The organism is Salegentibacter haimaensis (assembly GCF_054121495.1).
In genome coordinates, this window is record NZ_JBSYGH010000001.1 from 327,280 (window position 1) to 341,708 (window position 14,429).

Annotated in this window: 13 protein-coding genes; 3 read left to right on the forward strand and 10 right to left on the reverse strand. The window is 42.8% G+C overall.

What is annotated here, in order from left to right; genetic code table 11:
• Positions 1-3: 3 nt before the first annotated feature.
• The 3 genes from ACW6QP_RS01555 to ACW6QP_RS01565 all read right to left on the reverse strand — a co-directional run bounded on the left by ACW6QP_RS01555 (position 4) and on the right by ACW6QP_RS01565 (position 2,885).
• Positions 4-1,125: an efflux RND transporter periplasmic adaptor subunit gene (locus ACW6QP_RS01555; RefSeq protein WP_457909071.1), complete on the reverse strand. Its 1,122-nt coding sequence runs from the start codon at positions 1,123-1,125 to the stop codon at positions 4-6.
• Entirely contained in the window at positions 1,109-1,624 is a 516-nt protein-coding gene (locus tag ACW6QP_RS01560) for a GbsR/MarR family transcriptional regulator (RefSeq protein ID WP_457909072.1), read from the reverse strand. Before ACW6QP_RS01560 ends, ACW6QP_RS01555 begins: the two co-directional genes overlap by 17 nt.
• A 187-nt stretch (positions 1,625-1,811) precedes the next feature.
• Positions 1,812-2,885, reverse strand: coding sequence for an isoaspartyl peptidase/L-asparaginase family protein (locus ACW6QP_RS01565; protein ID WP_457909073.1), 1,074 nt, complete (start codon positions 2,883-2,885; stop codon positions 1,812-1,814).
• A gap of 199 nt (positions 2,886-3,084) precedes the next feature.
• Between ACW6QP_RS01565 and ACW6QP_RS01570 the strand changes: the two genes are divergently transcribed.
• Both ACW6QP_RS01570 and amaB read left to right on the forward strand, forming a co-directional pair.
• Entirely contained in the window at positions 3,085-3,627 is a 543-nt protein-coding gene (locus ACW6QP_RS01570) for a 3-hydroxyanthranilate 3,4-dioxygenase (protein ID WP_457909074.1), read from the forward strand.
• Positions 3,628-3,777: 150 nt separating this feature from the next.
• A complete protein-coding gene (gene amaB, locus ACW6QP_RS01575) occupies positions 3,778-5,331 on the forward strand; it encodes an L-piperidine-6-carboxylate dehydrogenase (RefSeq protein WP_457909075.1) in 1,554 nt (517 codons plus the stop codon).
• A 166-nt stretch (positions 5,332-5,497) separates the two neighbouring features.
• Here amaB and ACW6QP_RS01580 read toward each other — a convergent pair whose 3' ends face one another.
• From ACW6QP_RS01580 to ACW6QP_RS01590, 3 genes are all read right to left on the reverse strand, one after another.
• Positions 5,498-6,616, reverse strand: a complete 1,119-nt coding sequence (locus ACW6QP_RS01580; protein ID WP_457909076.1) for an alkene reductase — start codon at positions 6,614-6,616, stop codon at positions 5,498-5,500.
• Between the two features lie 167 nt (positions 6,617-6,783).
• Positions 6,784-7,356: a Crp/Fnr family transcriptional regulator gene (locus ACW6QP_RS01585; RefSeq protein WP_457909077.1), complete on the reverse strand. Its 573-nt coding sequence runs from the start codon at positions 7,354-7,356 to the stop codon at positions 6,784-6,786.
• Between the two features lie 30 nt (positions 7,357-7,386).
• Complete coding sequence (locus tag ACW6QP_RS01590) at positions 7,387-8,328, reverse strand: EamA family transporter (RefSeq protein ID WP_457909078.1); 942 nt, start codon at positions 8,326-8,328, stop codon at positions 7,387-7,389.
• Between the two features lie 117 nt (positions 8,329-8,445).
• Here ACW6QP_RS01590 and ACW6QP_RS01595 point away from each other — a divergent pair, with 117 nt between their 5' ends.
• A complete protein-coding gene (locus tag ACW6QP_RS01595; RefSeq protein ID WP_457909079.1) occupies positions 8,446-8,688 on the forward strand; it encodes a hypothetical protein in 243 nt (80 codons plus the stop codon).
• Between the two features lie 354 nt (positions 8,689-9,042).
• Here ACW6QP_RS01595 and ACW6QP_RS01600 read toward each other — a convergent pair whose 3' ends face one another.
• The 4 genes from ACW6QP_RS01600 to ACW6QP_RS01615 form a co-directional block, all read right to left on the reverse strand.
• Positions 9,043-10,230: an acetate/propionate family kinase gene (locus tag ACW6QP_RS01600; RefSeq protein ID WP_457909080.1), complete on the reverse strand. Its 1,188-nt coding sequence runs from the start codon at positions 10,228-10,230 to the stop codon at positions 9,043-9,045.
• A 9-nt stretch (positions 10,231-10,239) separates the two neighbouring features.
• Positions 10,240-12,333 (reverse strand): phosphate acetyltransferase, encoded by a 2,094-nt coding sequence (pta, locus tag ACW6QP_RS01605; RefSeq protein ID WP_457909081.1) that lies wholly within the window; start codon positions 12,331-12,333, stop codon positions 10,240-10,242.
• A 190-nt stretch (positions 12,334-12,523) separates the two neighbouring features.
• Positions 12,524-13,531 carry an acyl-ACP desaturase gene (locus tag ACW6QP_RS01610; protein ID WP_457909082.1) on the reverse strand — a complete coding sequence of 336 codons (1,008 nt, stop codon included), beginning with the start codon at positions 13,529-13,531 and terminating at the stop codon, positions 12,524-12,526.
• Positions 13,532-13,698: 167 nt separating this feature from the next.
• Entirely contained in the window at positions 13,699-14,427 is a 729-nt protein-coding gene (locus tag ACW6QP_RS01615) for a metallophosphoesterase family protein (RefSeq protein WP_457909083.1), read from the reverse strand.
• Between the last annotated feature and the right edge of the window lie 2 nt (positions 14,428-14,429).

The window sequence follows — 14,429 nt, forward strand, 5'->3', positions numbered from 1 at the left end:
CTTTTATTTAAAAACAGGTTTTGTGTTTCCGATCACACTGTCCAGTTCTGTATGTTGTGGCGTTATACGCTGATTGTCGCGCAATTTTGCAACTCCTTCGGCCACGATATCATCGCCGGCCTGCACGCCCGATTTTACGATAAGCAAATCGTTTACTTTATTCCCGGCCTGGATAAGAGTGTTTTTTACCGTGTCGCCGGCTACAAGTTTGAAGGTATATACCCGGCCCTGAGATTCATAAGTTGATTTTGAAGGAATTACTAAAGCATCCTCATAATTTCGGGGCACCAGGATGCGACCCGAATTTCCATTGGCCAAAAGACCTTCGGGATTGGGAAAAGTAGCTCTAAAACTTATGGTTCCGGTTTGGGTATTTACCTGCGGGTTTACAGTTTCAATCCTGCCCTGGTGAATATATTCCCGGTCTCCCGCCAGTACAAGCTTAACCAAAGGTAGATTTTCGAGTTTCTCCTTGCGGGAATTGCCCTCAATACGGTCCATAAAATCATAATATTCGGCTTCGTTCATAGAAAAGAACGCATAAACCTCTTCACTTTGGGAAACGGTAGTGAGCGGATCGGGATCGCCGGGGCTCACCAGGTTTCCGCTTCTAAAATTTATAGCCCCAACAATACCATCTACAGGGCTTTTGATATTTGCATAAGCAATATTGGCGGTAATACTGTTGTAATTGCTTTTAGCCTGGGCCAATTGAGCTTTGGCGGTTTCCAGTTGAACCGGGCTAATTATATTTTTCTCTACCAGAGGCTGTAATTTATCTACCTCTACCTGGGCTGCATTAACTGCCGCCCGGGCAGCTTCAGCATCCTGCGTAAGAGATTCGGTCTCTAACCTGAAGAGCATTTGCCCTCGTTTTACCTCCTCGCCTTCGTCTACTAAAACCTGGGTGATGTAGCCAGAAACTTTAGCCCGAACTGCAGCATTTACAGTGCCTTCTATATTGGCAGGAAAACTTTGAAAACTGGTGAGATCGCGTTTTTCGGCTTTTATAACCGGGAAACTACCAACTGTCTCAGCGGGTTTGGTTTTTCCTTCAGAATTACCGCAGGCAGCTAATAAGACCAGGATACCGGGTAATACTAAAAGTTTATTGAGGAGCTTCATTTTTATCTTGTTTTTTGATGATATTTAGTTTTAATTTTCGCATCGCTTCGCCAGCTTCTTCCAGGAATACCAGATAATCCTTGTGAAAATCGAGTTCGAGGGAATTTTCTTCGGAAGCGGTTTCATTCACCGCCGATTTATATTCCAGGATTTCCAGGTGCATCTCCTTTTGCCTGTTCCAGTTTTTCGTCATCTCATCGATAACATTATGAAGTCTATTGGGAGCTACGATAAAATAACGCTTGCGGTCTCCGGTTTTGGTGAAATAAGAAACCCTGCCCTGGGTTTGTAAGGCATTCAAATGGGTGCAAACCGTGCTTTTGCTCGCCTGCAGCTGTTGAACCAGTTCATCGAAGGTTTGCCCCGATTTTCCGGTAAGAATTAGGCTGGCATAAATGCGGGCAGCCAGAGGCGCCAGTTGGTCCTGATCTTCTAAATGCACCCCTAATTTCTCAATTAAGGCTGCTTTCTTCGTCTCAAGATTTTTAGGATGACTCATAGAGTAGTTTCAAATTCGGCTGCAAATTTAGTTTTAGTTCGAAACTAACCGAACTAAGCAGAAGCTAAAAAGCTGTTAAATGTTCTGTGAGTTAAGACGGGATTTTTATAGAATGGTTTAATCTTAAAAAAAGAAAATCCCAATTGCCTCATTTGCAATGGGATTTTTTAAGAAATGAAACTTTTTATTATTCATCCCCATAAATGGCGATGTTGAGTTCTCCTTCGCTGTTCATATGGGCACGATACATCCCGGCGGTATTGAATTCCATCGCGATATTTCCCTGGTGGTCTATGGCCACAATGCCACCATCACCCCCCATTTCGGGTACTTTTTTCTGAATTACCTCCCTGGCCGCTTCCTGAAGGCTCATTCCTTTATATTCCATAAGAGCTGAAATATCATAGGCTACCACGCCACGAATAAAATATTCCCCCCAGCCTGTAGCCGAAACTGCGCAGGTTTTATTGTTGGCATAGGTTCCTGCACCGATGATCGGGGCGTCTCCAATACGCCCCCATTTTTTATTGGTCATTCCGCCGGTAGATGTTCCTGCCACCAGGTTACCGTCTTTATCTAAAGCAACACAGCCTACAGTTCCGAATTTTGAATCCTTGATATAAGGATCTATAAAGGCTGCGCTTTGGTCGTGATCGAGCTGGGTTTTTTGCGCATCGCGTTCTTTTAATCGTTGAAGCCCGCGGAAGCGATTTTCGGTATAAAAATATTCGGGGTTTACGATTTCCATCCCACGTTCTTCGGCGAAAAGTTCGGCACCTTTCCCGGCCATCATCACGTGTTCTGAATTTTCCATCACTTCCCAGGCCAGGTTAATCGGGTTTTTTACGGTGGTTACCCCCGCCACTGCACCGGCGTTCAGCGTTTTTCCATCCATAATCGAAGCGTCCAGTTCATTGGTTTCAGCATTGGTGAAAACGGCGCCCTTACCCGCATTGAACAAAGGCGAATCTTCCATCACATTAATGGTTTTTTGAACGGCTTCCATCGCGCTGCCGCCATTGGCGAGAATTTCGTGCCCCACGCGAATGGCTTCTTCCAGTTTCTGGTTATAGGCCTGCTCGAGCGAATCGGTCATATTTTCTTTTAAAATCGTCCCGGCACCGCCGTGAATCACTATCCCGAAATTTTGAGTTTTGGGAGTGTCTTGTGGAGTATTTTCAGAAGTAGATGATTCTTTTTCTGCGGAAGAATTGCAGGCAAAAACCAGGGATAGACTTAGGAGTAATAGAATTTTTTTCATTTGAAGTCGATTATTTGAAGCCCAAGTTAATGATTTTTGAAATTCTGAAGCCGCGCCAGGGATAGGAGCGAAAATCCCGCAGCCGCGGCTTTAGCGCGAGCGAGGAATTGCAGCGCATAGCCCGTAAAGGCACCCAAAAAATCAAAAAAATCGGCCTCGTTGCGGCATACATTGCTTAATTTTAGCTAAAACTTAAATTATGCCTGTAAATAAGCCTTTTAATCTGAATAAATGGATTGAACAAAACCGGGATAGCCTGAAACCGCCAGTGGGCAACCGAAATCTTTATCGGGAGTCTGAAGATTATATCGTGATGGTGGTGGCCGGGCCCAATGCCCGCAAAGACTATCATTATAACGAAACCGAAGAGTTATTTTATCAGCTGGAAGGAGAGATTGAAGTGCATATTCAGGAAGACGGGCAAAAGAAAACGATGAAACTCGGCCCGGGCGATATGTACCTTCATCCGGCAAAAGTGCCGCATTCGCCGGTACGAAAGGAAAACAGCATAGGTTTGGTGGTGGAGCGTAAACGCCAGGATGTAGATGCTAAAGATGGCTTGTTATGGTTTTGTGATAATTGTAATCATAAGCTTTACGAGGTATATTTTCCATTAACCGACATAGAAACCGATTTTTTAAGGCATTTCAAGTATTTCTATGGAAGTAAGGAACTGCGTACCTGTGATAACTGCGGGGAGGTGATGCCTGTTGACGACCGCTTTGTGGCTAATGAGGATTAGCGTTTAAATTTTACTATTTTCGCAAAGAACACACAAAAGAATACAGAAATCTGGCGAAAGCCAGGTCTAAATTGTAGAATTTCAGAAAAACTTTAAAGTTTTTAGAACGCCTGCAATTTGGAGAAAACACTAACAGAAAAATTTAAATTAATGAGTGACGTAGCAGAAAAATTCGGGATTAAAGATGCCCTGAAAGAATTAGGCTTAAACGAAACAAATAACGGAACTTCCACCGGCGCCGATTGGTTTAGCAACGGGGAAGTGATCGAATCTTATTCTCCGGTAGACGGAGCTTTGATTGGGAAGGTGAGAGCCACCACCAAAGAAGATTACGAAAAAGTGATCACCACTGCGACTGAAGGTTTTAAAAAATGGAGAACCTGGCCGGCCCCACAGCGGGGAGAAGTGGTAAGGCAGTTCAACGAGGAACTTCGTAGACTTAAAGAACCGCTGGGAAAACTGGTGTCCTATGAAATGGGAAAATCTTACCAGGAAGGTCTTGGGGAAGTTCAGGAAATGATTGATATCTGCGATTTTGCAGTAGGATTGTCAAGACAGCTCCACGGGCTTACTATGCATTCAGAGCGGCCCGGGCATAGAATGTATGAGCAATATCACCCGCTTGGTGTGGTTGGAATTATTTCGGCCTTTAACTTCCCGGTGGCTGTTTGGTCGTGGAACACGGCTCTGGCCTGGGTTTGTGGCGATGCCTGTGTTTGGAAGGGATCAGAGAAAACTCCGCTTACTTCTGTGGCCTGCCAGAATATCGCAGCCCGTGTTTTCGAGAAAAATGGAGTGCCCGCCGGAATTTCTTCTTTGATCACCGGAGATTATAAAGTGGGAGAGATGATGACCCACGATAAACGGGTGCCTTTGGTTTCGGCTACGGGATCGATTAGAATGGGGAAAATAGTAGCCCAGGCGGTTGCGGCAAGACTTGGAAAATCCCTCCTGGAATTAGGAGGAAATAACGCCATTATCGTAACTCCTGATGCCGATATTAAAAATACAGTTATTGGAGCTGTTTTTGGCGCCGTAGGAACCTGCGGACAGCGTTGTACCTCTACCCGAAGACTTATCATCCACGAATCTATTTATGATAAAGTAAAAGATGCAATCGTGGCGGCTTATAACCAGCTGCGAATTGGGAATCCGCTGGACGAGAACAATCACGTTGGGCCGCTTATCGATAAGGATGCGGTAAAAAATTACCAAAATGCGCTTGAGAAAGTTGTGCAGGAAGGCGGAAAAATTCTTGTTGAAGGTGGCGTGCTCGAAGGGGAAGGCTACGAAAGCGGTTGCTATGTAAAACCCGCCATTGCCGAAGCTGAAAATCACTACGAAATCGTACAGCACGAAACTTTCGCGCCGGTACTTTATATTATGAAATATTCAGGCGATGTGATGAATGCCCTGGAGCTTCAAAACGGAGTGGTGCAGGGACTTTCTTCAGCCATTATGACCAACAACCTGCGAGAGGCCGAAAGATTCCTTTCGGTAGAAGGTTCAGATTGCGGAATTGCGAATGTGAATATCGGAACTTCAGGCGCTGAGATTGGTGGTGCCTTTGGTGGAGAAAAGGAAACCGGAGGTGGTAGAGAATCTGGTTCTGATGCCTGGAAGATCTATATGAGACGTCAAACTAATACGATCAATTATACTACCGAGCTGCCATTGGCGCAGGGTATTAAATTTGATTTGTAGGATTAAATTTTGACTTAAAAAAGGCTGTTTAAATCTAATGTTGTCACATTGAGCGCAGTCGAAATGTCTTAATTTTTTCAGACATTCTCGTCCCGATAATTATCGGGACCGCTCGAATTGACATTTAGGTATTAAACAGCCTTTTTATTTTTAATATTCTAATCTTTTACTGCAAAACTTCAGCTCTTTCGGTTTTTGCTTCATAGTCCAGGTAACCTTCTTTGCCGGGGGTATAAAAAGTATCTTCGTCATACTCGCTTAAGGGCACATTTTGCTCAAAACGTTCCACAAGGTCGGGGTTGGAAATGTATGGTTTTCCGAAGGCTACCAAATCGGCATTGCCTTCTTCTATCACCTTATTTCCGCTTTCCTGGTCAAAGCCTGCATTAATAATGATCGTACCATTATACATTGGGCGATAGCGTTTGGCGATCTCAGTTTCAGCATAAGGAATATCAGAAACATCGTTAAATGGCTCAGATAGGTGCAAATAGGCCAGATCGTAATCATTCAGTTTTTTGATGATATAATCGAAAGTTGGAATGGTCTCTTCATCCATCGTCATTCCAAAAATACCATTCAAGGACGGATTCAATCGAAGTCCGATCTTGTTTTCCGGCATCACTTCTTTTATCGCATCGATCACTTCAAACAGGATTTTAGTCCGGTTTTCAATACTGCCACCATATTCATCGCTGCGATGGTTTGAAGTTCCGTTAAAAAACTGGTGCAGCAAATAGCCGTTGGAAGAGTGAATTTCGATGCCGTCGAAACCGGCTTCCAAAGCATTTTTAGCCGCTTTTTTATAATCCTGTATGGTCTCTTTGATCTCCTCGATACTCATCTCTTTTGGAGTCACGGTATCTTTAAAACCTTCAGGAGTAAAAGATTTTGCATTGGGATTTATGGCGGAAGTCGCTAATGGCAATTCCCCATTATGAAAATCGGGGTGAGACATTCTTCCCACGTGCCACAGCTGAAGGAAAATTCTTCCATTAGCCTCGTGGACTTTTTGAGTTACTTCTTTCCAGCCTTCTACCTGTTCCTGAGAATAGATTCCCGGGGTGTTTACATAACCCACGGCGCGTTTGGAGATTTGAGAACCTTCGGCAATGATGAGTCCGGCGCTGGCGCGTTGTTTATAATATTCGCCCTGCAATTCACCGGTAGCCTTGTTTTCGGGATTATTTGCCCGGCTTCGGGTCATTGGAGCCATTGCTACCCGGTTTGGTAGTTTCAATCCGTTTAAATTATAAGGTTCTAATAAAGCCTGTTTCCTGCTCATTATTTAGATTTTTAAATTATGTTTTATTCGATGCTACTTTCTGAAAATGCAAGCATCAATTAAATTAAAGGTGAATACTCCTTTATCTTTTAGGAGGCCAAAATTAAGCCCAAAAACCTATAAAAAGGCTTGATGTATGTTAAGCAGGCAGGTTAAAATTTGTTAAGCTAAGCCAAATCTTTGCGAATTCGGCTCAGGCTTTCGGGTTTTAGGCCCAGGTAGTTTGCGATATGATAATTGGGTACTCGCTTTTCAATTTTCGGATAAGTTTCGCAAAATTCCAGGTAGCGATCTTTTCCGGTTTTTTGGAGGCTGGATAAAATTCTTGCACGCAAGGCCACAAATGCGTTGGTAGTTTTAATTCTGAAAAAGCGTTCGAATTTGGGTATGCGCAGGTAAAGCTCTTCCAGGGCATCTTTGTCTATGCCCAGTAAAACAGAGTCTTCGATAGCTTCCACATACAGTTTGGCTGGGCTTTGATTGAAAAATGCTTCAAAATCGCTTATCCACCAATCTTCAATAGCGAATTGAATGATATGATCTTCCCCATTTTCATCGCGATAGTAGGCTTTCAAACAACCTTTTACCACATAATATTCTGAATTTACCTGGTCGCCGGGCCTTATGAGAAGCTCTTTCTTTAAAATTGTCTTTTCTGAAAGTATCCCGGTGAATTCTTCTGCTTCCGAAGAGCTTAAAGAAATATCTTTGGAAATATGTTCGAGGATTTGGCTATACATTCAGTTGAAGTTTATGCGGTAATTTAAAACTTATTGGTTCAACTTTTTACCGAAACGCGGGGAAAACCTGGCAAAAATCATCAGGCTTTTTTTGGTGTTGATAAAATAAACCCCGGTGAGCAAAACCGTAGCTGCAACTACGGACTGATTCGTGATTTGTTCTTCCAGAAAATACCAACCCAGCAGTAATGCGATAATGGGATTTACATAGGTTGAGGTTGCCACTTTTTCGGGAGAGACGGTTTTTAGCAAATAATTGAATGCGGTGAAAGCTACAATGCTTCCGAAGATGATAAGCAAAAGCATCGAATATCGGGTTGGTTCACTCCAGGTATTGGGCCAGCTCCAGTTTTCGCCAAAGGCCAGGCTTCCAAGGAAAAGAAGAATTCCGCCGGTAAACATTTGATACCCGGTGTTTACAAAATGATTGGAAGGAAGATCGGCTTTACCTACAAACAAGCTCCCGTAAGCCCAGCTAAGTAGGCAGAGAAAAATCATTCCCATTCCCAAAACCGAATTTTCCTGATTGATGACCTGTTTTTGGCTTACCAGCAAATAAATGCCGATTATTCCCAAAACCACTCCAATCATCGACATTGCTTTGATCTTTTTACCCTGAAGTATGCGCATTAGAATCAGCACCACCAGGGGCTGGGCCGAGATCTCCAGGGCTGCAAAGCCGGTGTCTACATATTTAAGGGCCCAAACCACTACCCCGTTCCCGAAAGCCAGGAACAAAAAGCCGGCGATTATGGTATTGAAAAATTGCTTCCGGCTTATTCGCAGGTTGATCTTTAAAATCTTACAAATAAGAAAGATGAGCAAACCTGCGGTTATAAACCTGATGCCGGCTAACATAAAAGGAGGAAGCTCTGTAACAGCGATCTTGTTGAGCAGGTAGGTTGACCCCCAGATAAAATAAATGGAAAAGAAGGCCAGGATTACCAAAACCGGCTTGGGGGAGTTGCTCATAAGTCCCAGAAATTTTTTGCAAACTTAGGGATAAAGCCTGATATTAAATATGGTGATAATTTAAAAATCGGAGAAACAAGGCATTAGATTTTGTATTTTTGATACAAAGCCGGAAGAATGGATTTAGATACCAGAAAGATACTATTTGTGCAGGATTTTCTCAAGTTGCAAAATGAGGAGATTATTGTAGCACTGGAAAATTTTCTACTTAAAAGAAAATTAGAGCTTCTTGAAGAAAATTTAAAACCAATGTCTGTAGAAGAATATGAAAGAGAGTTGGATCAGGCTATGGAAGATTCCAGAAATGGAAGAATGATAAAGGCCTCCGGCCTTAAAGAGGAAATTAAAAAGTGGAGCTAGAGGTTTATTGGTTGCAAATTGCCCAGGATAAGCTCAAAGATATTTTTTTTCTATAAAGAAAGGGCAGGATCTCAAACTGCACAAAAACTGGTTACGGGAATAGTCGAAACCACATTGAAAATTCGAAAGCAACCGGAAATTGGTCCTGTCGAATCCGGGTTAATACATCGAAAGCAAGAATTTCGCTATATAATATATAAACATTATAAAATTCTTTATTGGATAAATAATAGTCAATCAAGAATTGAAATAGCCAATGTTTTTGACACACGTCAAAACCCTGAAAAAATAAGGCGTACTAAAACCTAATTAATAATTTTTAATACGCCTAAATTTTTAATGAAATTGAAATATTTAGGAAATCAATTCCATACTTTGTTTAGCGATTTCGATTTCCTCATTGGTTGGAATGACCAAAATTTTCACTTTTGAAGCTTCGGTGTTGATTTCCCTAAGCTCTTTCGCTCTAACAGCATTTTTCTCTTTGTCGAGTTCAATTCCGAAGAAATCCAGGTCACGGCATACCAGATTGCGAATCACATCGCTGTTTTCCCCAATTCCGGCGGTGAAAATCAACGCGTCTACCCCATTCATCGCAGCGATATAAGCGCCGATATATTTTTTAATGCGATAGGCATTCATCTCTAAAGCAAGCTGGCATTTTCGATCACCATTTCCGGCCTGTTCTTCGATGTCTCTAAGGTCGCTGTAGCCGGTAAGGCCTAGCATTCCGCTTTTATGGTGTAAAATGTCGCTTACTTCCTGGGCGGTGTAGCCTAATTGTTCGATCATATAAAAAATCACCGATTGGTCTATATCCCCGCTGCGGGTACCCATAATAAGCCCGTTCACCGGACCAAACCCAAGGGAATGGTCTATGCTTTTCCCATCTTTGATCGCCGTAATACTGCAACCATTCCCCAGGTGAATGCTGATTAATTTTGAATTTTTCTTGCCTAAATATTCGTTGGCTTTTTCGCTCACATATTTGTGGCTGGTACCGTGAAAGCCGTAAAGCTGAATATGGTGTTTTTCGTAAAATTCGGGTGGGATGGCGTAGCGGGTTGCGCTTTCGGGGATGCTGCGATGAAAGGCTGTATCGAAGACCGCTACCTGTTTTGAATTTGGAAAAAGTTTCTCGGCCACTTCGATACCTTTTAAATTTGGCGGGTTATGCAGGGGAGCCAGTGAAAAATTTTCTTTGATCTTTTCCTTTACCTTTTCATCGATTAAGATGGTTTGGGAAAAACTTTCACCCCCGTGAACCACGCGATGTCCAATTGCAGGGATTTCAGAAGCATCTTTTATCACTCCGTTTTCGGCGTCCATCAACAGTTCGGTAACCGATTTTAAGGCTACGGCGTGATCGGGCATAGGAATCTCCTTTGATACCGAGTGTTTTTCAGATTTATAATGCAGTTTTGCGCCTTCCAGGCCAATTCTTTCTACCAGGCCCGAGGCCAAGACCTTCCCGGCCGGCATCTGGATGAGTTGAAATTTTAAAGAAGAGCTTCCTGAGTTTATTACTAGTATATTTTTCATCTTTCTGAATTAAATTCCCTGTGCCTGAATGGCGGTTAAAATTACGGTATTATAAACGTCGTCTACGGTACAACCACGACTAAGGTCGTTTACCGGTTTGTTGAGTCCCTGTAGCATTGGGCCTATGGCCAGCGCACCGGTTTCTCGCTGCACAGCCTTATAGGTGTTGTTCCCGGTGTTGAGGTCGGGGAAGATAAGCACATTGGCCTGCCCGGCTACTTCAGAGTCTGGCAGCTTGCTTTTTCCCACGCTGATGTCTACCGCTGCATCGTATTGTATAGGTCCTTCGATTTTTAAATCGGGACGGCGTTCCTTGACGATTTCTGTTGCTTTTCGAACTCTATCCACATCAGCTCCTTTTCCTGAAGTTCCCGAGGAATAGGATAGCATTGCGATTTTTGGTTCAATTCCAAAGGCGGCCGCACTTTCGGCTGAAGATATGGTGATTTCGGCCAGTTCCTCGGCGGTAGGATTGGGGTTGATCGCGCAATCGCCAAAAACCGAAACCCGGTCTTCCAAACACATAAAGAAAACTGAGGAAACTACCGAAACTCCGGGTTTGGTTTTGATAAACTGAAGCGCAGGTAAAATGGTGTGCTGGGTGGTGTGCGCGGCCCCAGAAACCATCCCATCGGCGTGGCCTTTATGAATCATCATCGTACCAAAGTAAGAGACATCGCTCATTCGGTCTTTGGCCATATCCATATTTACACCCTTATGCTTTCTTAGTTCATAGAAAGTTTCTGCATAATCTCTAAAATTTGGAGATTTTATGGGTTCAATAATCTCAATTTTATCCAGATCCAGATGAATTCCCTGTTTTGCCGCAATATTGCTAATTTCTTCCCTGTTTCCTAAGAGGGTGATATCTACCAGATTCATATCTACGAGCCTGGCTGCGGCGCGTAAAATACGCTGATCATTACCTTCAGGAAGAACTATGCGTTTTTTTACCTTTCGCACCCTTTTTACGAGGCTATACTGAAACATTCTGGGCGTAATTCCCTGTGGTTTGTAATTGATGAATTTTTCAACCAGAGGGTCAATACTCACATAACGCTCAAAAATGCTGATGGTGGTTTGTATCTTCTGAAGGCTATCGGCATAGATATTCGATTTTATCGCCCCAACTTTATTGGTCACGGCAAAAGTGCCTTCTTCTACCGAAATAATTGGAACAATTTCTGAAAGTCCTTCGATAAGCTTTAAGATAGAAGGTTCAGGAATAAGGCCGCCGGTAAGAATAATTCCCGAAATTCTTGGGTAATTGCTCGAAATGTTGGCCTGCAAAGCACCAAGAATAATATCGGCACGGTCTCCCGGGGTAATCACCAGGCTTTCGCTTTTTAAAGTAGTAAGGTAATTTCGCAGTTGCATAGCGCCCACGCCAAAACTTCCGCTTTGATTATTGAGGAATTTTTCGCCGAAAAGCACCTTTCCGTTCAGGGCTTTTACGATTTCTTTGAGTGTAGGATTGTCGAGGGTTTGAATTAGCGGAATCGCGAAAACCTCGACTTCTTCAGGAAGAAAATCACGCATATTCTTTTTAGCGGGATCCAGGTTTTCTTCCATAATTTTATTGCTTACCATCGCCAGCACTTCTACCTCCTTATCCTTAAAAGCGCGGTAAGCCATTTGCTGATTGCCCAACAATTCTTCCCAGGTTTTGTGCTGCCCGCTAACGATAATAATTACCGGAATTCCCAGATTTTTGGCGATAAGCACATTTACGTCGAATTCGAAAACACTGCCTTCTCCCGAGAAATCGCTTCCCTCTACCAGAATAAAGTCGAATTCTTCTTCCAGCTTTTTATACTTCTGAATAATCGTATCGATAATTTCGCCACCTTTTCCTTCATTTCGCTTCTGGATTACCTGACTTCGGGTGAAAGCGAAGGTGTCTTCGTAAGGAAGATTCAGCTTAAAATATTTTAAAACGGTATCTATGTGATTATCCCGTTCTCCGGCGGGCACATCGTTTATAATTGGCCTGAAATAAGCCACCTTCACCATTTTTCCAAGCAGGGTTCTCATAAGTCCCAGCGACATCATGGATTTTCCGCTATGCGGCTCGAGGGTGGCGATATAGATTCCTTTGTTCATAGTAGATAAAATTTCGCAGCAAAATTAAGCCTTATGCAAAAGAGCATTTTTAGAATTCAGCTAAAAGATCCTAAAAACTGATTAGAATCAAGTTTATGCTGAAGTTAAATCTTTTTAAAAAATTGACCCTGGAACATAAAAAAACCGCTTCGATTGGAAGCGGCTTTTAAAGTATGCTTGTAAAATGGTTTTATAAAGTACCGTTGGCCTCTACCCATTTAAATTTATGTTGATCTTCAGGTATTGCCATTCTGGAAGCAATTCTGGTCATACGATCTGGTAACTTCATCAGGTAATCTCTGGCCTTTTCTGCCTCGTCGGTAAGATTATTCATCTTATCGATTTGCCAGTAATTGTTCAGAGTTTTTAAGATGTCTATATAATCTTCGGTAGTATAAACTCCAAGTCTCTGGGCGGCATTCGAAAAGTTCTCAAAAGCTTCAGCAATATTTTCACCGCTTTGGCGAATAAACTGGGCAGGCATTACGATCTTTTTCTTCATCATATCGTGGAATGCCAGCATCATCTCGCTGGGGTCTATTTCGAAAATGGTTTTCACAAATTCGCGATAGGCCATATAGTGTCTCATCTCATCGCCGGCGATAATATTACACATCTTGCCTAGCAATTTATTACCCTTCTTTTTGGCGATCTGGCCTACTCTTTTGTGAGAAATATTTGTTGCCAGTTCCTGAAAACTGGTATATACGAAGTTTCGGTAAGGATCGCGCCCGGTACCTATATCAAATCCGTCGTTGATGAGGTGATGCGTAGTCATTTCAACTTCGCGCATATTTACACGTCCAGAAAGGTAAAGGTATTTATTTAGGGTGTCGCCGTGGCGGTTTTCTTCCCCGGTCCAGTGGCGAATCCATTTACTCCAGGGGTTTTGTTCCCCGTTTTCAGCTCTTTCGCGCTGGTTGACCCCTTCCATATCCATTAGCCAGGATTCGTAAGTAGGCAGAGCTTCTTCGGTCACCATATCGGCTACCAGAACTACCCAAAAATCATAACCTAATTCTTTGGCTTCCTCACGAATTTGAGTTAATTCATCGTGATAGTCTTCTTTTTGAAGATTGGGGAGCAAATCTGTAGGTTGCCAGATTTTTTCAACCGGGATTAAATATTTATCGATAAAACCGTCTACTTTTTTCTCAACGGTTTTCATCACTTCCAAACGCATATTACTTAGGGCCATAACTTTGATTTCTTTAAAACCCGAAAATTCCCGGGCTTTAATAATTGTTTAATTTATGTTCAAGAACCGTGCAGTTTTTTACATCTATATGAACATCAGCAAATAAAAGGCAATTTGCTTAAATCACAAAGATAAGTTTCATATAACTAAATTCTATAAAAATCCTCTTAATTTCTGCCGTCTTCATTAGGATAGAGCCGGTGAACGGGGTCACTTTGCCAAATTTCTTTGGTCTTCACGTCTATTGCGCTTATAGGTCCTGTAAAAGCGGCACCGGTGTCGATGTTCCAAACGTTGGCTTTATTGACGGGATGGGTTTTACCAATCCTGGTAGTAGGGGTGTGCCCTATAAAAATTTCTTCAAAGAGGTGAAGTCTTTTGGGATAGTATTCGTCACCGGGGCTTAAATCTGGATCTAGGGAGAGAGCCATTTCCCATAAAGTACGATCCCAGTAAAAGCCTGTATCGTGATATTCGGCCTCAGGGCCGTGCAAATTGGTGAACCCCGCGTGTACAAATAGCCGGTTTTCTTTATCGATATAATAATTCAGCATTTGATTATAAAACTCAATATGCTGGCCTTTCTCTGCTGAAGTAAAATTGCGGTAGGCATCTATACTGCTCTGGCCGCCATGTTGCAGCCATTGTTCCCGCAATTTCCCGGTAGCAAGCCAGTTGTGGGTGAGATCGTCGTGATTTCCCCTAATAAAAATGCAGCTGTTCTGTTTGGCCAATTCTATGAGATAGGATACCACATTGGCCGAATCGCTCCAGCCATCTACGTAATCTCCAAGAAAAATAAGTTCATCTTCGGGGGTGATATTAATGCGTTTCAAAAGTTGCACCAGTCCTTTTAGTCCGCCGTGAATATCTCCAAATGCAATACTTCTGCTCATAG